Origin of the sequence: Rhodococcus sp. IEGM 1409 (assembly GCF_030056735.1) — a bacterium.
Classification (GTDB): domain Bacteria; phylum Actinomycetota; class Actinomycetes; order Mycobacteriales; family Mycobacteriaceae; genus Rhodococcus_F.
This window is the reverse complement of sequence record NZ_JASHKN010000005.1, coordinates 332,031-356,260: the sequence shown is the minus strand read 5'-3', so window position 1 is coordinate 356,260 and position 24,230 is coordinate 332,031. Positions and strand designations below refer to the sequence as shown.

General features: G+C 62.0%; 3 protein-coding genes. All 3 read right to left on the bottom strand.

All coding sequences use genetic code 11. The annotated features are described in order from the left end of the window. A partial coding sequence (locus QM716_RS16780) for a non-ribosomal peptide synthase/polyketide synthase (RefSeq protein ID WP_283305146.1) occupies positions 1–22,372 on the bottom strand: 22,372 nt, incomplete at its 3' end. A 452-nt stretch (positions 22,373–22,824) separates the two neighbouring features. Further along, a complete protein-coding gene (locus tag QM716_RS16775) occupies positions 22,825–23,430 on the bottom strand; it encodes a 3-oxoacid CoA-transferase subunit B (RefSeq protein ID WP_283305159.1) in 606 nt (201 codons plus the stop codon). 41 nt (positions 23,431–23,471) lie between these two features. Next, positions 23,472–24,227: a CoA transferase subunit A gene (locus QM716_RS16770; protein WP_283305145.1), complete on the bottom strand. Its 756-nt coding sequence runs from the start codon at positions 24,225–24,227 to the stop codon at positions 23,472–23,474. Positions 24,228–24,230: the final 3 nt, after the last annotated feature.

Genomic DNA, 24,230 nt, shown 5'->3' with positions numbered 1-24,230 from the left:
CCGCCGGCTGATCCGGATCCACCGGAACATACCCACCACCAGCCTTGAGCACACCATAAACCGCAACCAACAAATCAACCGACCGACGAACCGCAACACCCACCAACGACTCCGGCCCCACACCCACCGAAATCAAATACCGCGCAAAACGATTCACCCGCGCATCGAACTCCGCATACGACAGAGACAGCCCCTCGAACGAGACCGCCACCGCACCCGGCGACACCGCCACCCGAGCATCAAACGCATCCAACACCGACACACCCGACACCACCCGAGCCGTGTCATTCCACCCCTCGAGCACCAACGAACGCTCAACAGAATCCAGAATGTCAACGTCACCGACACGCACCGAAGGATCGGTAGCTACGGAGGAAAGCAGACGAAGAACTCTGTCCAGCAACGCAGTTGCGTAGTCGGCATCGAAGAAGTCCGGCAGGTACCGCAGTGTCAGGTGCAACTGCTCGTCGAGTGCGATCAGCAGGGTCAACGGGTAGTTCGTGGAATCGTCCGAGGAGATGTCGTCGATCATCATTCCGTCGAGAACATCCGCCTGTGCGGCAAGGCCCTCACGGTCGACCGGGTACGACTCGAATACCACCAACGTGTCGAACAGTGTACCTACGTCCGCTGCTTTCTGGACATCGGTCAAACCGAGATAGTGATGATCGAGCATTCTCGCCTGCTCGATCTGGACCCGGGCAACCAATTCCTCGATGGACTCCGTGGCCTCGAGGCGCACCCGCACCGGCAGGGTGTTGATGAACAACCCGACCATCGATTCGACACCGGTGAGGGCCGGCGGCCGACCGGACACTGTTGCCCCGAAGACAACGTCGTCTGTTCCGGTCAGAGCACCGAGCAGGACCGCCCACGCGCTCTGCACGATCGTGTTAGCGGTGACGCCGAGTCGTGCAGCCAGAGCTGTGAGCGCCGCGGTTGTCTCCGACGACATCGACACGTTCAGCTTCTGTGACAGCGCGGTGAATTCCTGTCCGCCTGTGACCTGAGCAAGCAGCGTCGGCTGCTCGACGCCGGAAAGCGCATCCGCCCAGGCTGCGAGTGATCGATCGCGATCCTGATCGACAAGCCACGCCAGGTAATTGCGATAGCTACGCACTCGCGGAAGAACCGAGTCGTCACCACGCGTCGCGTACAGCGCCAACAGGTTCTGCAAGAGCAGCGGCACCGACCAACCGTCGAGAATGATGTGGTGATTCGCCACGACCAAGCGGTAGTCCCCCTCCGCCATCGTGACGAAGGTGAACCGAATCAACGGCGGTGAGGCCATGTCGAAGTGTGTCGCCTGGTCAGCTGTCAAGACTTCGTCCAAGGCTGCCTCACGGTCGACCGCCGCGATATCGCTGAGATCGATGTTCCGCCACGGGACGGCAACGTCCGCGAGAACTATCTGGACCGGCGTTCCGTCGTCGTCGGCCGTGAACGCCGTTCGCAGATTCGCGTAACGGTCGATGATTCCCTGTGCTGCAGTACGCAATCGGTCGGCATCAACCTTGCCGGACAGAGTAAGAATCATCTGTACCGAGTAGAGGTCGACGCTGGATTCCGCCAACATCGCGTGGAAGAGCAAACCGGACTGCAGCGGCGCCAGCGGCCAGATGTCGGTCACTGTGCCGAATCGATTCTCGAAGCTGTCGATATCCCGCTGGCTCACCGAGACCAGTGGCACGTCGGACGGCGTGAGTCCACCGGCTCCGACGGAGCGAGAATGCTCCGCCAGGGCTGTCAGTGCTTCGACCCAAATCTGTGCAAATGTCTCGACACTCTCGCCGTCGATGGCACCGACGGGGTACGCGAAGGAGGCCTCCAGAACAGCACCGTCTGCGCCGTCGTTGACGATCGCATTGATGTCGACGACCTTGTTTGCGGGCATGTCGACGTCTTCGGGTGCCGACACGTTGGCGAAATCGCCGGCCGGCAGCCACCCGAGTCCCTCGACACCTGCCGGAAGATCCTCGGCGACAACTCTTCCCAAGTAGTTGAAGCTGACCTGTCCCCCGGCGAAGCGAGAAAGCACTGCGCGGGTGTCTTCGTTCAGGTAGCGCAGCAGTCCGTACCCGACGCCCTTGTCCGGGATCGCCAACAGCTGTTCCTTCACTGCTTTGATCGCGTGTCCCGCCGAATCACCTCCGGCGAAAGCATCACCCAGCTCTACCTCGGAAAGATCGAGACTGATCGGGAAGGCAGCAGTGAACCAGCCAACAGTCCTCGACAGATCCGCACCGGGAATCACGGCTTCTTCGCGGCCGTGGCCCTCGAGCTGTAGCAAGGCAGATGACGAGTCGATTCCCGCACGGCGACGCCACTCGATCAGCGCGAGTGCGAGGCCAGCGAGCAGGCCGTCGTTGGCGCCGCCGTTGAAAACCTCCGGCAGCGTGGTCAACAGAGTCTCGGTCACCTGAGTGGGAACCGTCACGCTGATCCGCTGAACCGTTGCCGCAACATCGACGGCTGAGTCATACGCTCGCTTACCCAGAACAGGGTCCGGCGTCTGCAACACCTTCCGCCACGTATCCAGCTCGGCGACCCGCGAATCCCGATGGGCCTCTTCGGACAATGCATGAGCCCAGCGTCGCATCGACGTACCCGTAGGCTCGAGAACCACATCCCCCGTCGCTCCACCCGCCCCTGCTACATTCCCCGTCGCTCCGCTCGCCCCTGCCATCTGGGCCGCAGCCGACACCAGATCCGGAACAATGATTCGCCAGGAAACCCCGTCGACGATCAAGTGATGCGTAGCAATGATCAAGCGCCCGGTGCGGGTGGGACCGAAGTCGACCCACACGAACTGAACCATCACGCCGTCCGCCGGATTCAACCGGCCGAGAGCCTCGTCGAGGCCCTTGGAAGCTGTGAGAACAATTGTCGACTCGTCCGCGGACGCATCAACATCCACGCGGCTGAGCAAATCCTCGACGTCCACGGTTCCCGGCTCGGAGACCGACATTCCCCATCCGCGACCATCGGAGATCAACCGCGAGCGGAACATGTCGTGGTGGTCGACGACGGCGGCGAGTGTCCGCACGATGTCGGCTCGCTGCGCTCCGAGTGGAAGCTCGAGAGTCATCGTCTGTGTAAAGCGGTTGTAGCTGCCACCGCGCTCGACCATGAATCGTTCGATCGGCGTCAACGGCATCCAGCCGACTCCACCGCCCGGCAACTCCTCGAGCACGACCGCAGCCTCGACGTCGGCGGCATACTTCGCCACTTCGGCCAATGCCGCAACAGTCTTGCTCTCGAAGACGTCACTGGGTGCGAATACGACCCCGCGTGCCTTCGCACGCGAGACGAGCTGGATGGACATGATCGAGTCGCCGCCCTGCGCGAAGAACGAGTCGTCGGTACCGATTCGATCCAGGCCGAGAACGTCCGCGAAGATCTCGCTCAGGATTTGTTCCATTTCGGTGACCGGGGCGCGGAATTCCTTGGTCTCGAAAACCGGCGCTGGGAGCGCTTTTCGGTCCAGCTTGCCGGCCGGGCTGAGCGGCATGTCCGAGGAGACCATGACCGAAGCCGGAACCATGTGAGCAGGAAGGGTTCTGGAGACGAATTCAATCAACTCCGCCGAAGTGACTGCAGCGTTCTTTCCGGTGAACACGTACGACACCAGTGCCGGAGCACCAGACGGCAGGGTCGTGCCCATCGTCGCTGCGAACTCGACCTCGGGGTGCACCGTCAGCGATGCATCGATTTCGCCGAGTTCGATACGGAAACCGCGAATCTTGACCTGGAAATCGTTGCGGCCCACGTATTCAACCGCGTAGGTGGACGGTGCGGTTCCAGCGACCCAGCGGACCACGTCACCGGTTCGGTACATACGCTCGCCGGGATTACCGTGCGGGTTTGCCACGAATCGATCGGCACTCAAGCCCGGGCGACGATGATAGCCGCGCGTGACCTGAGGACCGGACAGATAGAGCTCGCCCGAGACTCCGAGTGGAACCGGATTGAGTCGCGTGTCCAGAACGAAGGCGGCCATGTCGCCGATCGTCGCGCCGATGTCCATACGATCACCGGGCAGAAGCGGCACGCTGACGTTCGTCACGATCGTCGTCTCGGTCGGGCCGTAGACATTCAGGAACGTCCTGGGAGCCGACGCAGATACGGCCGAGCCTTCCCCCGTCGTCCACTTGCTGATCAGCTCCGGCGAATACGCTTCGCCGCCCACTCCTACGACCGCCAGGTCGTCCAGACCGCTCGGGTCCATCGACGCCAGAGCCGCCGGCGTGATGAACGCGTGCGTGACTCGCTCGCTACGGAACACCTCAGCCAGTTCGTCGCCGCCGTACACGCCAGGCGGGACGATGACCATCGTCGCGCCTGTGGCCACCGCGAGGAACAACTCGAGCATCGACGCGTCGAAACTCGGTGACGCAAAGTGCAAAGTCCGCGAGGTGGGCTTCACGAGGTAATGCACGGCCTGCGTGACACTGAAGCTCGCCAGACCTGCGTTGGTAGCGACGACACCCTTGGGCAGTCCGGTCGTGCCGGAGGTGTAGATGACCCAGGCCGGATGAGCAGTCGTCAGCGGACGGACACGTTCCTCGGCATCGATTGACGCACCGGACACTCCGGCGAACATCTGTTCGCCGAGTGGTCCGTCCACGACCAACCACTCGACGTCGTCGCTCAGATTCGGACGTTCGACGTCGAGGGTCAGGCCTACCTTTGCACCAGAGTCACTGAGCATGTGCGCGATACGATCTGCCGGATAGTGCGGATCGATCGGAACCACCGCTGCCCCGGTCTTCGACACTGCCCACACCGCGAGTACCGATTCGACTGATCGCGGAATCGACACCGCCACAAGATCTTCAGCCCCGAGACCACGGTTGATCAAAACGCGGGCCAGCTTCGACGACCACTCGTCGACCTCGCGATACGTCATGGACCGACCGGCAGCGGCCTGCGCCGTGCCGGGATAGCGCAATGCGACGTTGTCCGGGTAGCGCGCAGCAGCGTCGGCAAGAATCTCGGCCAACGGCGCCTGTGCAACTCCTGAAGAAGCCCTCTGGCTCGTCAGAACCTCACGCTCGGACTCGTCGAGTATTTCGATGTCGCCCACTGCACTCGTGGAGTCCGCGGCAATTCCGTTCAGGATTCGCATCAGCCGTGCGGCGAATCCCCGGACAGTCGATTCGTCGAACAGATCCGTCGCGTACGTGAACGTCGCCGACAGCCCCTCTGCCACTTCACTGATCGTGAGCTGCAGGTCGAACTTGGCCACCGTCTCGTCGATTGCGAACTCGGCGGCCGTCAGACCCGGCAGAGCCAAGGAGTTCTGCCCCAGGTTCTGGAATGCCAATGCCACCTGGAACAGCGGGTGGTGTGCCCTCGATCGAACGGGATCCAGCACTTCCACGAGCCGCTCGAAGGGAAGGTCCGAGTGCGCGAACGCCTGAAGATCAGTCTCTCGAGCCGACGACAGAAGTGTGGTGAACGGGGCCGAAGGATCAACCTCGGTACGCAGCACCAAGGTGTTGACGAACATTCCGATCAGATCGTCGAGTTCGGATTCACCTCGTCCTGCCATCGGCGCGCCGATCGTGATGTCCGTTGTCCCCGACAGACGTGCGAGAAGTGATGCCAGCGCCGAATGGACCACCATGAACATCGACGCATTGTGCTCACGACCGACACCGATCAGCCGCTCGTGCAGTTCCTGGCCGATCGAGAATTCGAATGTCGCTCCCTGACCGGAAAATACCGCCGGCCGTGCCCGATCCCCGGGAAGATTCAACTGTTCGGGCACGCCGTCCAGTGCTTGCGCCCAGTAAGTGATCTGCTGCGCGATGACGGACTGCGGATCGTCCTCCGACCCGAGAACCTCACGCTGCCACAACGCGTAGTCGGCGTACTGCACCGGCAACGGCGTCCAGGTCGGAGCCTGGCCGTTCGTTCGGGCGTAGTAGGCGGTCATGATGTCGCGGGTCAACGGACCCATCGAGAAACCGTCGGTCGAGATGTGATGCACCACGAATACCAGAACATGCTCGTCGGCCTTGATCTGGAACAGCTTGGCGCGCAACGGAACCTCGGTTGTCACGTCGAAACCCGCCGCCACGAAGTTCGTTACCTCGGAAACGATCTCCGAATCCGAGACCAAGGTTGCAGCGAGGTTCACGTCGACATCAGCAGGTGCAACGATCTTCTGGTAGCCGACTCCGTCGACCTCCGGATACACCGTCCGGAGAACCTCGTGGCGGCCGACAACGTCCGAGACAGCCTGTTCCAGCCCCGACACGTCCAGTTTGCCGGTGAGCGTTATCGCAACCGGAACGTTGTTCCCTGCCGAACTCGTATCCAACTGGTTGAGGAACCACATGCGCTGCTGCGCCAACGACAACGGCACCCGAACCGGACGCACCTGCACCGTCAACGCCGCACGCGAACCACCACCGACATGAGAACCCAAACGAGCAGCCAAACCTTCAACAGTCGACGCCTCGAACAACTCCCGCACACCGACCGACGCATCCAACGCCTGCCCCAACCGAGACGTCACCTGCGTCGCAATCAGCGAATTACCACCGAGCGCGAAGAAATCATCATCCAAACCAACACGCTCGACACCCAGAACATCCGCAAACGTCTGCGCCACAACCTCTTCCACCACCGACGTCGGAGCCCGGAACACCGCAACCTGCAACGACGGAACCGGCAACGCCCGACGATCCAACTTCCCGTTCACCGTCAACGGAATCGCATCAAGCACCACAAACGCCGACGGCACCATGTACTCCGGCAACAACGAACCCACACTCGCGCGCACATCGTCGACCGAGACACTCACACCCGCAGCCGGCACCACATACGCCACCAACCGCTGATCACCCGGAGAATCCTCACGAACGATCACCGCCGTCTGCGCCACCGACACATCCGACAAGACCGCAGACTCGATCTCACCGATCTCGATCCGGAACCCACGGATCTTCACCTGATCATCAGCACGACCCAGATACTCCAGATCGCCAGCACTGTTCCACGCCGCGACATCACCCGTCCGGTACAACACCTCACCGGCATTGAACGGATTCGCCACGAACCGCGTCGACGACAACCCAGCCTGACCCAGATAACCCCGAGCCAACTGCACACCCGCCACATACATCTCACCCGCGACACCCACCGGCACCGGAGCCAAACGCGTATCCAACACGAACACCTGCAGACCCGAAATAGCCTGACCCACCACACTCGCCGACGCATCCGCCGCCAACGCAGCATCCAACACACGATGGCTCACATGCACCGTCGTCTCCGTGATGCCATACATGTTCACCAACGTCGGCGCACTGTCACCACGACGCGAATACCAATCCGACAAGCGACGAAGCTCGAGCGCCTCGCCACCGAAAACAACCCACCGCAACGACAACTCGGGCGCCCGACCGGATTCCGACACCAACCGATCAGCCTCAGCCAACTGATAGAACGCCGACGGCGTCTGATTGAGCACCGTCACCCGCTCAACAGCAAGCAGTTCCAAGAACTGCTCCGGCGAACGCGACGTCACATAATCCACAACCACCAACGTGCCGCCGTACAACAGCGGACCCCACAACTCCCACACCGAAAAGTCGAACGCATAACTGTGGAACATCGTCCACACATCGGATTCGTCGAACCCGTACACACCCTCGGTATTCGCGAACAACTTCGCCACCGTGACGTGCGGAACCTGCACACCCTTCGGGCGACCCGTCGAACCCGACGTGTAAATCACATACGCAACATTCGAAGACCGCAACGGCGCAACACGATCCGCATCCGAGACCACCGAACCATCGAACTCCGACAAATCCACAGTGTCGACGTCGATCACCGGCAGATCAGCAGGCAACACCAACTCACGCTCAGACCACGAAATCGCAGCCACCGGACCAGCATCGGCAAGCATGAACTCGACACGATCACTCGGATACGACGGATCCACCGGCAAATACCCCGCACCGGACTTCACCACCGCCAACAACGCCACCACAAGATCCGCCGACCGCGGCAACGCCACCGCCACCAACGACTCCGGCCCACAACCCTGAGCAATCAACCTGCGCGCCAAACGATTAGCCCGCACCGACAACTCGCCATACGACAACGACTCGCCACCGAACCGCACCGCCGTCCGATCACCAAACCGCGCAGCAGCATCATCGAACCACGCCGACAACGTCGAATCCACACCGCTGTCGGCGCCGACCCCGCTCCAGGAGAGAACTCGATCCAGCTCACCGACAGCGAGTACGTCCACATCACCGACAGCAAGATTCGGATCCGCGGTGACGCCTCGCAGAACTTGCAGGAAGCGATCGGCGAAGTCGACAGCTGTCGACGCGTCGAACAGATCCGTCGCATACGTCAGAGTTGCAGACATTCCGGCTTCAGCCTCTTCGAGCGTGAGCTGCAAGTCGAACTTGGCCAGTGCAGCGTCGAACTCGACTGCAGCAGCACGGAGGCCGGGCATTTCCAGAGACGTTTGGCCGAGATTCTGGAACGTCAACGCCACCTGGAACAACGGATGACGAGCCTGCGAACGAACCGGATCGAGAACCTCCACCACACGCTCGAACGGAACATCCGCATGCGCGAACGCCCGCAGATCCACCTCACGCGCCGACGCCAACAACTCGGCAAACGACATCGACGGATCAACCTCGGTACGCAACACCAAAGTATTGACGAACATACCGATCACATCATCGAGCTCAGCTTCACCACGACCCGCGATCGGGGCACCGATCGCAATGTCGGTCGTCGCGGACAAGCGGGCCAACAGCACCGCCAGCGCCGAGTGGACGACCATGAACGGAGTTGCATTTGTTGCCTTGGCCAGTTCGTCCAGTTTGGACCACAGCTGCGGTTCGATCGCGAAACTGTGGTTGGCGCCGCGTCCTGACGCGACTTCGGGGCGCGGACGATCACCCGGCAGATCCAACTGCTCCGGAAGATCAGCCAACGCATCCACCCAGAACGCAATCTGCTGCGCGATGACGGACTGCGGATCCTCCTCGGACCCGAGAACCTCACGCTGCCACAACGCGTAGTCGGCGTACTGCACCGGCAACGGCGTCCAGGTCGGAGCCTGGCCGTTCGTTCGGGCGTAGTAGGCGGTCATGATGTCGCGGGTCAACGGACCCATCGAGAAACCGTCGGTCGAGATGTGATGCACCACGAACGACAACACGAAGTCGTCATCGGCGAACTGGAACAGCTTGGCGCGCAACGGAACCTCGACAGTGACATCGAAGCCCTGGGCGAAGAACGAATACAACTCCGCCTGGATTCGGTCGTCGGTGACGCGTTCTGCACCGAGATCGATCGAGACATCTCCTACCGAGAGGATCTTCTGGTAGCCGATTCCGTCGACCTCGGGGTAGACCGTGCGGAGAACCTCATGGCGGCCGACAACGTCGTGAACTGCCGAATTCAGGGCGGCCAGATCAAGCGCACCCGTGAGTCGAACAGCAACGGGGACATTGTTGACGGCCGACGCCGTGTCGAATCGATTGAGGAACCACATGCGCTGCTGCGCCAACGACAACGGCACCCGAACCGGACGCACCTGCGCAGTCAACGCCGCACGCGAACCACCACCGACATGAGAACCCAAACGAGCAGCCAAACCTTCAACAGTCGACGCCTCGAACAACTCCCGCACACCGACCGACGCATCCAACGCCTGCCCCAACCGAGACGTCACCTGCGTCGCAATCAGCGAATTACCACCGAGAGCGAAGAAATCATCATCCAAACCAACACGCTCGACACCCAGAACATCCGCAAACGTCTGCGCCACAACCTCTTCCACCACCGACGTCGGAGCCCGGAACACCGCAACCTGCAACGACGGAACCGGCAACGCCCGACGATCCAACTTCCCGTTCACCGTCAACGGAATCGCATCAAGCACCACAAACGCCGACGGCACCATGTACTCCGGCAACAACGAACCCACACTGGTACGCACATCGTCGACCGAGACACTCACACCCGCAGCCGGCACCACATACGCCACCAACCGCTGATCACCCGGAGAATCCTCACGAACGATCACCGCCGTCTGCGCCACCGACACATCCGACAACACCGCAGACTCGATCTCACCGATCTCGATCCGGAATCCACGGATCTTCACCTGATCATCAGCACGACCCAGATACTCCAGATCGCCAGCACTGTTCCACGCCGCGACATCACCCGTCCGGTACAACACCTCACCGGCATTGAACGGATTCGCCACGAACCGCGTCGACGACAACCCAGCCTGACCCAGATAACCCCGAGCCAACTGCACACCCGCCACATACATCTCACCCGCGACACCCACCGGCACCGGAGCCAAACGCGTATCCAACACGAACACCTGCAGACCCGAAATAGCCTGACCCACAACACTCGCCGACGCATCCGCCGCCAACGCAGAATCCAACACACGATGGCTCACATGCACCGTCGTCTCCGTGATGCCATACATGTTCACCAACGTCGGCGCACTGTCACCACGACGCGAATACCAATCCGACAAGCGACGAAGCTCGAGCGCCTCACCACCGAAAACAACCCACCGCAACGACAACTCGGGCGCCCGACCGGATTCCGACGCCAACCGATCAGCCTCAGCCAACTGATAGAACGCCGACGGCGTCTGATTGAGCACCGTCACCCGCTCAACAGCAAGCAGTTCCAGGAACTGCTCCGGCGAACGCGACGTCACATAATCCACAACCACCAACGTGCCGCCATACAACAGCGGACCCCACAACTCCCACACCGAGAAGTCGAACGCATAACTGTGGAACATCGTCCACACATCGGATTCGTCGAACCCGTACACACCCTCGGTATTCGCGAACAACTTCGCCACCGTGGTGTGCGGAACCTGCACACCCTTCGGGCGACCCGTCGAACCCGACGTGTAAATCACATACGCAACATTCGAAGACCGCAACGGCGCAACACGATCCGCATCCGAGACCACCGAACCATCGAACTCCGACAAATCCACAGTGTCGATATCGATCACCGGCAGATCAGCAGGCAACACCAACTCACGCTCAGACCACGAAATCGCAGCCACCGGACCAGCATCGGCAAGCATGAACTCGACACGATCACTCGGATACGACGGATCCACCGGCAAATACCCCGCACCGGACTTCACCACCGCCAACAACGCCACCACAAGATCCGCCGACCGCGGCAACGCCACCGCCACCAACGACTCCGGCCCACAACCCTGAGCAATCAACCTGCGCGCCAAACGATTAGACCGCACCGACAACTCGCCATACGACAACGACTCGCCACCGAACCGCACCGCCGTCCGATCACCAAACCGCGCAGCAGCATCATCGAACCACGCCGACAACGTCGAATCCACACCGCGATCGATCTGGCCAGCACTGAAGCGGGACAGCATGTTTCGTTCACCATCGACCAAGATGTCGACATCACCCACCGCTACGGTGGGGTCAGCAGTCACCGCACGGAAGGTTCGCACCAGCCGATCACCGAACTCGACCACGGTCGACTCGTCGAACAGATCCGTCGCGTACGTCAAGGAGGCTGACATTCCAGCGGGTGCGCCGGCCTCGTCGGTTCGTTCGGTCAAGGTCAGCTGGAGGTCGAATTTCGCCAACGCAAGATCGGCACTTTCGATCGACACTTCGAGGTCGCCCAGTTCGAGCGTTGTCTGTTCGTGGTTCTGGAACGTCAACGCCACCTGGAACAACGGATGACGAGCCTGCGAACGAACCGGATCGAGAACCTCCACCACACGCTCGAACGGAACATCCGCATGCGCGAACGCCCGCAGATCCACCTCACGCGCCGACGTCAACAACTCGGCAAACGACATCGACGGATCAACCTCGGTACGCAACACCAAAGTATTGACGAACATACCGATCACATCATCGAGCTGCGCTTCACCACGACCCGCGATCGGCGTGCCGATCACGATGTCCGTAGTTGCAGACAAGCGCGAGAGTACGACGGCGAGCGCCGCGTGAACAACCATGAACGGTGTCGAGTTACTGCTGTGCGCAATCGAATTAACGGCTTCGTGCAGAGCGGCGTCGATCTCGAACTCGACCTCGGCGCCGCGCCCTGACGCGACCTCGGGACGCGGACGATCACCCGGCAGATCCAACTGCTCAGGAAGATCAGCCAACGCATCCGACCAGAACGCAATCTGCTGCGCGATGACGGACTGCGGATCCTCCTCGGACCCGAGAACATCACGCTGCCACAACGCGTAGTCGGCGTACTGCACCGGCAACGGCGTCCAAGCCGGCACCGACGCTCGTGTACGTGCTTCGTAGGCAACCATCACGTCGCGGGTCAACGGCCCCATCGAGAAGCCGTCGGTCGAGATGTGATGCACCACGAACACCAGGACGTATTCGCTGTCGCCGACCTTGAAGAGCTTGGCGCGCAACGGGACTTCGGACGTCACGTCGAAGCCGTCCGTGGCCAGCTCGGCGACGCCTGCAGCCAGGCGATCTTCCGTGATCGACACGGGGCTGAGATCGACGACAACGTCTCGAACTTCACGGACTTCCTGGTACCCGATGCCGTCGACGTCCGGATACAGCGTCCGCAGTGATTCGTGCCTGCCCACGACGTCGATCAGGGCAGCGTTGAGAGCTGCCACATCGAGGGCGCCCGAAATCCTGATCGCCGCCGGAACGTTGTTCACTGCCGACGCGGGTTCGAACCTGTTCAGGAACCACATGCGCTGCTGAGCCAACGAAAGCGGGATCCGATCAGGCCGGGGCTGCGGCACCAGTGGGGCAGTGGCGCCCGAACCTGCGTGCAGCTCGAGCCGGACCGCGAGTGACTGCACGGTCGACGCTTCGAAGAGCGCACGAACCGGAACGCTTGTGTCGAGCGCCTCCCCCAGTCGTGCGGCGACCCGGGTCGCGATCAACGAGTTGCCACCGAGTTCGAAGAAATCGTCGTCTCGGCCGATCTGCGCCACTCCGAGAACCTCGGAGAATACCTGTGCGACAGTCTCTTCGACTGTCGTGACCGGCGCCTGATACACCTTCGACTCGAACACAGGCGAGGGCAGAGCTTTGATGTCCGTCTTGCCCGCGGTGGTCAACGGAATCGAATCGAGCACCAGGACCGAGTCGGGGACCATGTAGCCGGTCAGGAACGTCGACACCGACTCTATGACCTGTGCGGGATCCACCTCGGCGCCGGCCTGTGGCACTACGTATGCAACGAGACGATCTCCGAAGTGATCGTCGGAGCGAACAAGAGCAACAGCTTGCGCAACTCCCGCGCAACGGATCAGCGCGGCCTCGATCTCGCCGAGTTCTATACGGAACCCGCGGATCTTGACCTGAAAGTCACTGCGGCCCACGTACTCCACTGCGCCACCGTCGATCCACCGGACCACGTCACCCGTGCGGTACAACCGCTCACCCGGCGCTCCGAACGGGTCTGCGACAAAACGACCCGCCGTCAATGCCGGCTGCCCCAGATATCCACGAGCGACCTGAACACCCGACACGTACAACTCACCCGCGACACCAACCGGAACAGGCTGCAAGCGGCCGTCCAGGATCCGCGCGGCCATACCCCGAATCGGGCCGCCGATGTTCATCCGATCAAACGCGGTCAGCGCATCGCTGATGTTCGAGGCGACCGTCGACTCCGTCGGACCATAAGCATTGAAGAACCCACGCACACCGCCATCCGGAAGCGGCACCGCCCACCTGGCAACGAGGGACCGCGAACTGGCTTCGCCACCCACGACAACCACCCGCAACGCGTCAAGCCCGCTCGGATCCACCGATGCCAGAGCAGCAGGCGTGACAAACGCATGCGTCACGCACTCCGACCGCAAGATCTCGGCCAATTCCGCGCCGCCGTACACCGTCGTCGGCGCAATCACCATCGTCGACGCCGCTCCGAATGCCAACAGCAACTCGAGTATCGAAGCGTCGAAACTCGGCGATGCGAAATGCAGCGTCCGAGCACCCGTGGTCAGCGAATAACGCTCGACCTGCTCGGCGCAGAAGTTCGCCACGCCGGCGTTGGTGACCACAACGCCCTTGGGCAGACCCGTGGTGCCGGAGGTGTAGATGACGTACGCAGGCTGCCGCTCGTCGATCGCACTGCGTCGATCCGAATCGCTCACCGGCGCGCAAGATTCTGCCGCGCACGCCGCCACTGTCTTCTCGTCGTCGAGAACCACCCACGTCAAAGCCGACGGCAATCCAGCCTCGACGTCACTGAGCGCAAGACCCAACACCGCACCGGAATCGGTGATCATGTGGGCGATACGGTCAACCGGATACGTCGGGTCGACCGGTACGAATGCCGCACCGGTCTTCGCCACGGCCCACAGAGCGAGAACCGAATCGGCTGAACGCGGAATCGCGATCGCGACCCGATCCTCCGGCCCGACGCCCTTCGCAATCAGAACACGAGCGAGTCGTGACGACCGCTCGTCGAGTTCGCGGTAGCTGATCGACTCGCCGTCGAAGCGAACCGCGTCCGCCGACGGATCCGAAGCGGCCGCTTCGGTGAGGATCTCGACCAGAGTTCCCGAGACCGACTGGCCTCCACGAACATCGGCCAGCACACCCCTCTCGGCCGCATCGAGAATGTCGATGTCACCGACGACGGTCGAAGGAACCGACACAACAGTCTCGAGAATACGAACCAGACGCCGAGCAAATCCCTCGACCGTCGAAACGTCGAACAGATCTGCAGCAAACGTGAATTCGGCCGAGAGCCCTTGCTGGATCCCGTCTTCTCCAATCGACTCGGTTACCGCCAGTTCGAGGTCGAACTTTGCAGTGGTGGTGTCGATTTCGGCGGCCTTGATCGCCAGTCCCGGCAGTTCCAATGCCGTTTGCGCGAGATTCTGCAAGGACAGGACAACCTGGAACAGCGGATGTCGGGCCTGCGACCGGGCCGGAGCCAGGACGTCCACCAACCGCTCGAAGGGTACGTCCGAATGAGCGAAGGCTCCGAGCGCCGAATCACTCGCCGCGGCGAGCAGATCCGTGAATGCCCGGGCCTGATCGACCTCGGTGCGCAGAACAAGCGTGTTGACGAACATGCCGACAAGATCGTCGAGCGCCTCGTCACCGCGACCGGCAACGGGAGTGCCCACGGCGATGTCCGACGTCCCGCTCAGTCTGGCCATCAGAACGGCAAGCGCCGAGTGCAACGCCATGAAGAGCGTTGCGTTGTTCTCCCGTGCCAGCGCGTCCAATCGACGGTGCACATCCCCGGAGATCTCGAAGGCGAATCGTTCGCCGCGCATCGAGGCCACATCGGGTCGAGACCGGTCCGACGGAAGCTCGATCACATCCGGTAGGTCAGCCAGAGTCTCGGTCCAGAAGGAGATCTGCTGCGAGATCAGTGATTCCGGGTCGTCTTCGGACCCCAGAACCTCACGCTGCCACAACGAATAGTCGGCGTACTGCACAGCCAACGGCTGCCACGCCGGCGCAACCCCGTCCTTGCGTGCCGAGTAGGCGATCATGACGTCGCGTGCCAGGGGCGCCATCGACCACCCGTCAGCGGCAATGTGATGAACAACGATCGCGAGGGTGTGCTCGGTGTCGCTGACCGTCAACAGGCGGACACGGATCGGCACCTCGACGGTGACGTCGATCGCCGAGGATCCGATTGCAGCGACTCGACTCTCGAGCTCGTCCGAATCCGAGACCGCTTCGACGGTCAATCCGACGAAAGACTCCGAAAGCGACAGAATCGACTGCTTCGGTCCGGAAGCCCCGTCCGGATATACCGTTCGGAGAACTTCATGCCGGGCCAGTACGTCCTCGAGCGCAGTTTCCATCGCAGCCGTATCGAGATGGCCAGTCAGGTGCAGTGCGAAAGTGATGTTGTAAGCAGCGGAGTCGGTATCGAAGCGGTTCAGGAACCACATGCGCTGCTGCGCCAACGACAGCGGAATTTCCGCTGGACGCGTCTGCGCGACGAGGGCTTTCTGCCCGCCGCTACCGGCGTGCGACTCGATATGTGCAGCGAGCGCCTCGACGGTGGAAACGTCGAAAAGCGTCCGCACCGGCACGGTGGTGTCGAGCGCCCGTCCCAAGCGTGAGGTGACCTGAGTGGCCACCAGGGAGTTGCCACCCAGTGCAAAGAAGTCGTCATCGAGCCCGACTCGCTCCACGCCGAGAACATCCGCAATCACCTGCGCGACAATCTCTTCCACCGGCGTGGTGGGCGCACGGAACTCGCGGACCTCGAAAACAGGCTCCGGCAAAGCCCTGCGATCCAACTTACCCACCGGCGTCAACGGAACCTCGGCAAGTTCCATGATGACGGAAGGGACCATGTAGCTCGGCAGAGTCGCGGCCACGAACGAGGTGAGCGCGTCCGGATCGAAACTCGAACCGTCAGCCAGTTCGACGTAGGACACGAGAGCTGTGACACCCGCCGCGCCTTCGCTTCCGACCGTCACCGCGAAGCGCACAGAATCGTGCGAGGACAGAACTGCGTCGATCTCACCGAGCTCGATACGGAATCCGCGAACCTTGACCTGGAAGTCACTGCGGCCGACGTATTCGAGGACACCCGCGTCGCCGCGCGAGTCTCCGCCTGTCCAGCGCACGACATCGCCGGTCCGATACATCCGCTCGCCATCCGGCGAATACGGGTTGGCGACAAACCTTTCCGCGGAGAGACCTCGCCGCTCGTGATACCCGCGAGCCAACGCAGCGCCCGCAAAGTAGAGCTCTCCCCTGGTACCGACTGGAACCGGGTGCAGACGCTCGTCGAGTACCAGTGCAGACATGCCCTCGACGGGACGCCCGATGTCGATCGATCGGCCGATCGCGAGATCGCCGAACGACGAGATGATCGTGGTCTCGGTCGGACCGTACCCATTGAAGTAGGCGCGCCCGGGGGCCCATTTCGCCAACAACTCGGGCGTGGTCACGTCGCCGCCGACGGAGACGACGCGCAAATCAGGCAGCTCTGCAGGCTCCATGGTCCCGAGTACGGCGGGTGTGATGATCGCGTGCGTGACCTTCTCGGCATGAAGAAGATCCGACAACTCGTGTCCACCGATAATCGTCGACGGAACGATCACCAAAGTTGCACCCGCGGAGAAGGCGACCATCCATTCGAGTACCGACGGGTCGAAGCTCGGTGAACAGATATGTAGGAAGCACGAGGACTGATCTACCCCGTAGCGACGCTGAGCTGCGTCCCTGACCCCACGGAGACCACCGTGAGTGACGCTGACGCCCTTCGGTTTTCCCGTGGAACCGGATGTGTAAATGACATACGCCACGTGAGAACTGTGAATCGGAATGATTCGGTCCTCGTCGGTGACCGGAGCTGAAGATTGCGCCGAGACTTCCCCGGTCAGCGTCTGGTCGTCAAGGACCAACCAATCGGTGACCGGAGGAAGCTGACCGACGAACTGCGACGACGTGAGTCCGATCGCGGCCGACGAATCGGCCAGCATGTGTCGGACACGATCTTCCGGATAGCTCGGGTCGACAGGCACGTACGCCGCCCCTGACTTCGCCACCGCCCATACTGCACAGACCATGTCGTACGAGCGCGGAAAGGCGAGAGCGACAATGGTCTCGGGGCCTGCGCCACGTCCGATCAAAACCCGTGCGAGCTTCGACGACTGCTCGTCGAGCTCGCGGTAGGTAATCGATCGACCGTCGAAGCGCACTGCGACCGAGTCCGCCTCAGCCGTGCCGGACAAGAAAATGTCGACGAGAGTCTGCCGGGGCATCGTCTCATCCGCGGCAACGACCGTCAGATCGGTACGCTCGGAGCGTGAGAGCAGGTCTATATCACCGACGACCGTTTCAGGTCTGGTAGCCACCGCATCGAGAATGCGCACGAACCGGGTAGCGAAAGTGTTCACTGTGGCCTGATCGAACAGGTCCGTGGCATAGGTGAAGGTGGCACTCAAGACGTCCGAGTCTTCGGTGCCTTCGGGATTCTCGGACACCATCAGTTCGAGATCGAATTTGGCGACCGGCACTTCCAATTCAGCTGCAACTGCCTTGACACCCGAGAATTCCAGTTCGCGTCGTCCACTGATCTCCGCAGTGAGCGCAACCTGGAACAGCGGGTGACGAGCCTGCGAACGCGCCGGACTCAGAACCTCGACCAACCGCTCGAATGGCACATCGGCATGGCCGTAGGCAGACAACCCCGATTCTCTTACCCGAGCGAGCAACTCGTCGAATCGTTCGTTCGGATCGACCTCGGTGCGAAGCACCAGAGTGTTCACGAACATACCGATCACGTCGTTGAGAGCTTGATCCCCTCGCCCACCGATCGGGGCGCCGATCGCGATGTCCGAGGTACCACTGATCCGGCTCAACAACGTTGCATACGCCGCCTGCAACACCATGAACAGCGAAACGCTTCTCGAGCGTGCCAACTCGTTCAACTTGCGCGTCGTGCGTTCACTGATCTGAAAATGGTGTTTGGCACCATGATTGGACGCGACAGCAGGACGGGGTCGATCAGTCGGCAGATCCAACTGATCCGGCAGATCGGCGAGTGCCCGGCGCCAGAAGTTGATCTGGCGAGACGACTCCGAGCGCGGGTCTTCATCGGATCCCAATGCTTCGCGCTGCCACAGCGCGTAATCGGCGTACTGAATCGGCAGCGGCGTCCACGCCGGCGCCGACTTCTCACTTCGCGCCGAGTACGCGACGAGAAGGTCACGTGCGAGCGGACGGAACGACAGACCGTCTGCAGCGATGTGATGGAGAACCATCACCAGGACGTAGTCCGTAGGAGACACCTCGAAGAGGGCAACCCGTACCGGGATTTCGAGCGTCACGTCGAACCCGCGAGACGCCACGTCGAACAGGGCCGCGTCGAGATACGAATTCCGAATCTTGACCGGGTTCAACTCCACCGCGGCACGGTCGACCGGCAGAACCAACTGTTGCGCGGTTCCGTCGGCATCAGGGTAGATCGTCCGCAAGGACTCGTGCCGCTCGAGAAGGTCCATCACCGCGGCATGCAAGGCGGACGGGTCCACCGAACCGGTGAGCCGGACCGTGAACGGAAGGTTGTACGCGGGCGTCGACGGATCGAGACGGTTGATGAACCACATGCGCTGCTGCGCAAGCGAGAGCGGGACGACCTCGGGACGAGGCTTGGCGATCAGCGGGCTGAGCTGCCTGGCGTTGCCCGCCACCGACTCGGCACGGGCCGCCAAGGTAGCGACCGTGGTGGACTCGAAAAGCTCTCGAACGCCGAGTTGCACTCCCAAGGCAGAGCCAACTCGGGTCACCAATTGTGTTGCAACCAGCGAGTTTCCACCGAGCTCGAAGAAGTCGTCGTCGATACCGACGCGCTCGACACCGAGCACGTCGGCAAACACGTCCGCCACGATGCGTTCGATTTCGGTGCGAGGCTCGCGGTACTGCTTCGCGCTCGCGAACACCGGCTCGGGCAGCCCGGCACGATCCAATTTGCCACTCGTGTTGAGCGGCAACGCATCGAGCACCATCAGCGCGGCGGGAACCATGTACGACGGGAGGCTTCGGCCGGCGAACTCACTGAGCACCGCAGCATCGATGTTTCGGCCAGGGCCCGGCACGACGTAGCCGACCAATTGATCACCGGTCGGTGTGACGGTCACCAAGACGACAGCCTGGGAAACGTCGGGGTGTGCTAGTAGGACGGTCTCGATCTCGCCGAGTTCGATGCGCTGCCCACGAAACTTCACCTGAAAGTCGGTGCGCCCGATGTAGTCGAGGTTTCCGTCCTCACGGCGTCGGACGAGGTCGCCGGTACGGTACATGCGCTCGCCGGCTGTGCCGTACGGATTGGCTACGAAGCGATCCGAGCTCAGATCAGGGCGACCAACATATCCGCGCGCGAGTTGAACGCCGGCGAGATAGAGTTCACCCGGCTGACCGATGGGCGTCGGGCGAAGTTGTCCGTCGAGTACGTGCGCCTGAGTGTTCCACTGCGGCATACCGATCGGCACAGAAGTAGTATCCGAGGGCACGGCCTCGTAGTACGTGACCGAAACTGCGGCTTCAGTCGGACCGTAGAGGTTGTGCAGTCCGGCACCACAGAGTTCGCGGAAGGCCGAAGACGTCTCGGGCGGGAGCGCCTCACCGATGACGAACACGTGACGCAACGAATCACAAGAGCCGACAGGAGCATTCGCTGTGAACAACGTGAGCATGGACGGAACGAAGTCGGTGATCGTGACGCCGAGTTCGGCAATCTTGTTCGCCACGTAGATCGGATCCCGATGGCCGTCCGGAGTCGCGACTACCAGCGTGGCGCCGACCTGCAAGGGCATGAAGAATCCCCACAGCGAAACGTCGAATGTCGTAGCGGTCTTCTGCAGGTAGATATCCGACGCAGAAAGCCCGTACTCGGCGTTCATCCACTGAAGCTGATTGTTGATCGCTGCGTGAGTGACCGCAACACCCTTGGGTCGCCCGGTCGACCCCGAGGTGTAGATCACATACGCAGTGTTCGAGAAATGCAAGGGAGACAGGCGATCTGCGTTGGCGATCGGCCTGCTGTCGAGCTGTTCGTAGTCGAGGGTGTCGATCTCGATCACCCGTGTGCCCTCGGGCAAATCCACGTCGTCTCGCGCGGTGGTCACAACACACGTCGGCTGCGCCGACTCGAGGATGTAGGCGGTGCGGTCGGCTGGGTGGTCGGGATCCACCGGCACCCAGGCTCCGCCGGCCTTGGCGATCGCGTACAGACCGACCATCAAGTCCAAGGACCTGCGGATCGACAGCCCGACAAGTGATTCGGGTCCAACACCCATGGCGATGAGCTGACGGGCCAAACCGTTTGCGCGGGCGTCGAATTCGGCGTACGTGAGGCTGTTGCCTTCGAAAACGACGGCGGTGGCATCGGGAGTGCTCGCGACCTGACGCTCGAATGCTTCAGTGATGGTCTGCGAGGCAACGTGGAAGCCGGTGCGGTTCCACAAGGCAACCTTGTTTCGCTCCTCGTCGGTTGCGACAGGGAGATCCCAGACCTTGCGGCTCGTTTCGGCCGAGACGAACTTCTCGAGGAACTCCACGAACCGCGAGTGATTTCGCTGGGCGTCCGCGGGCGCGTACAGGTTGGGATTCGACTCGAAGTCGATGTGCGTACGGGTGTCGCCGACGCTCTGGTAGAGATTGACACCGAGGTCTTCGATCAAACCCGTGGACAGGATGTGAAGCTCGCCGACGAGGGGCCCGAACGCCAATTCGGTGGAAAACATCATGATGTTGATCCAGGGACCGAAGAATCCGCCCCGGCCCGGCCCGTCACCGCCGCGGACCATGTCCTCGTGTCGGTACCGCTGGTGGCGCAGCGCGCCGGACATTTCGTTCCTGACATCGTCCAGAAGATCCTGGACAGTGGTCTCTGCAGTGACAGTCAGTCGCAGCGGAACGACGTTGGAGACCATGCCACCGGATCGGCGCAGCACGGCTGTCGTTCGACCGGAAACGGGCAGACTCAGCGACACGTCCTCTCGTCCGGTCATCTGAGCGAGGTACGCCGCAAAGGCAGCGACGACCGTTCCGGCAACAGTGGTCTTCTCCACGCGTTCGAGGAACCGCCCGAGCAGCGCCTCCACATGGTTGGACAGCGCTGCGCTGTCGATCCGACTGACTGGAGCCGGCGCGGCACTTCGACCTGCGAGGCTCGAGATCTCGTCGAGATTCTCGATCTTGTCGGCCCAGTACTTGCGATCGGTTTCGAAACGACTCGACTGGCGGTACTTGTTGTCTACCTCGTAGACGTTCCAGAGATCGGAGGCCTCGCTCGGCTCCGGTTCGCGACCCTCCACGCGCGCCGAGTACAACTCCGCCACACGAGTGACGAAGGTCGATGCACCGAAGCCGTCGAGAATTGTGTGGTGGACTCGCGTGTACCAGTAGTAGCGGTTCTCGCCTAGACGCAAGATCGTGGCAGAGATCAGTCGGTCCGTGAGCATGTCGATCGGCCGACTGCGATCTGCTCGCATCCACCGCATGGCCGCGTCGTGTGAGTCGTCTTCGCTACGAAGGTCGACGTAGCCGACCGAATCATCGAGTGTGGGGTCGATGATCTGGTACGGCTGGGCGTCGATCTCGAAGATCCGGACGAAGGCCGACCCGATTTCGCGACCGGCGTCTGCACAGGCCTGGCGAAGGGCGTCAAGCTCCAGAGCACCACGAAGTTCGACGTACTGAGCGATGTTGACCGGTACGGCGGGATCAAGATGCTGCGCGAACCACATACCGAGCTGGGCCGCGGAAAGCGGGAATGCGTCTGATCGCTGAACGTCTTCCGGCGAGCTGCCGACCTCCGGCTTGCCGCTCCCCAGTTCTCCGTTACCCAGCGAATTCACGCCCACAGCCTCTCTTCCACACCATTGCGCACCCGTGCGAGCCGAACGTCCGATTCGCAGCAGCTACCGACCTCATCCAACCTCGACGAGCCAGAACCACCCATTGTCTCCGATACATAGGTGACAAGAGAAATCCATACCCCGGTGTATCGAGGGTTTTGCTGCAATTCGTTACAAATCGCCCAGCTCATCAACACCCCATCGCCTTGCCGAAACGCACGGTTCAGACGCCCTGCCCGACATATCCACCCCTAAGACGATCAACTGAAAACTTCGATCCTCAGCCCAACCGCGTCAGCCACCTCGGACAATCTACAGGCTGGACCTGTAGTCGTTCCCGACCTCGAGCGGACCGCGAAGGCTGATTCAGACTATCGGTGCACGCCGACACTTCGACGAAAGAACGCGCCGACCAGCGGTCAGCGCGTTCTTTTGATTGACGGTACGAAACTTCAGGACAGAGCCACGCCAGTCACGCTCTGCAGATGTTCGGTGGTGACACCGGGAGCCAGCTCCACCAGCGCGAGTCCCTCGGCGGTGACGTCCAGCACCGCAAGGTCGGTGATGATCCGGTTGACGACGCCCTGACCGGTGAGCGGCAAGGTGCACGCCTCGACGATCTTGGGGTTACCGTCGCGATCGGTGTGCTCCATCACGACAATGACGCGGCGGGCACCGTGGACCAGGTCCATCGCGCCGCCCATACCCTTGACCATCTTGCCTGGCACCATCCAGTTGGCGAGGTCACCGGTCTTCGACACCTGCATGCCGCCGAGGACTGCGGTATCGATGTGACCGCCGCGGATCATCCCGAACGAGAGGGCCGAGTCGAAGAACGCGGCCCCGGGGTTGACGGTGACGGTTTCCTTACCCGCATTGATGAGGTCGGCATCGACCTGATCGTCGGCGGGGTACGGCCCGGTACCGAGGATGCCGTTCTCACTGTGGAGAACCACCTTGACGCCCTCCGGCAGGTAGCTGGGGATCAGCGTCGGCAGGCCGATACCGAGGTTGACGTACTCACCCGGCCGCATCTCGGCAGCAGCGCGAGCGGCCATCTCGTGGCGAGTCCAACCGATTCGGGCTTCCTCTGCGCCGCTCACTTGGTACCTCCTGAGACGGTCCGCTTCTCGATCCGCTTCTCCTGTGGGCCCGTATGCACGACGCGTGCGACGAACACTCCGGGAAGGTGAACGTGCGCGGGGTCGATGTCACCCGGCTCGACGAGGTTCTCCACCTGCGCGATGGTGATCCGTCCCGCCATGGCGGCAAGCGGGTTGAAGTTCATCGCCGTCTTGTTGAAGACGAGATTGCCTTCGCTGTCGCCGTAGTCCGCGTGCACGAGCGCGAAGTCAGCGGTGATCGCCTCTTCCAATACATACGTGCGGCCACCGAACACTGCCGTCGCCTTCGGTGGCGACGCCACGGCGATCGAACCGTCCGGGTTGTATCGCCACGGCAAGCCGCCCTCGGCGATCGGTGTGCCGACGCCGGCCGGCGTGTAGAACGCCGGAATGCCGGTGCCGCCTGCTCGCAGACGCTCGGCCAGGGTCCCCTGCGGCGTCAACTCCACTTCGAGCTCGCCAGCGAGATACTGACGGGCGAACTCCTTGTTCTCCCCCACGTACGACGCCGTCACCCTGGCGATACGATGCGCGCCGAGCAGGATGCCGAGACCGTAGTCGTCGACACCGCAGTTGTTGGAGAACACCTCGAGGTCGGTGGCGTCGCCGTCGGCGATCGCCGCGATCAGCGCATCGGGAATACCGCACAGCCCGAAGCCGCCCACTGCGAGCCTGGATCCGCTCGCGATGTCGGCAACTGCGTCAGCTGCCGTATTCACGACTTTGCTCATCCG

What these genes read in the sequence shown, in the direction of transcription:
- QM716_RS16770 (WP_283305145.1), bottom strand. Translation starts at nt 24,227, where the DNA reads ATGAGCAAAGTCGTGAATACGGCAGCTGACGCAGTTGCCGACATCGCG.
- QM716_RS16775 (WP_283305159.1), bottom strand. Translation starts at nt 23,430, where the DNA reads ATGGCCGCTCGCGCTGCTGCCGAGATGCGGCCGGGTGAGTACGTCAAC.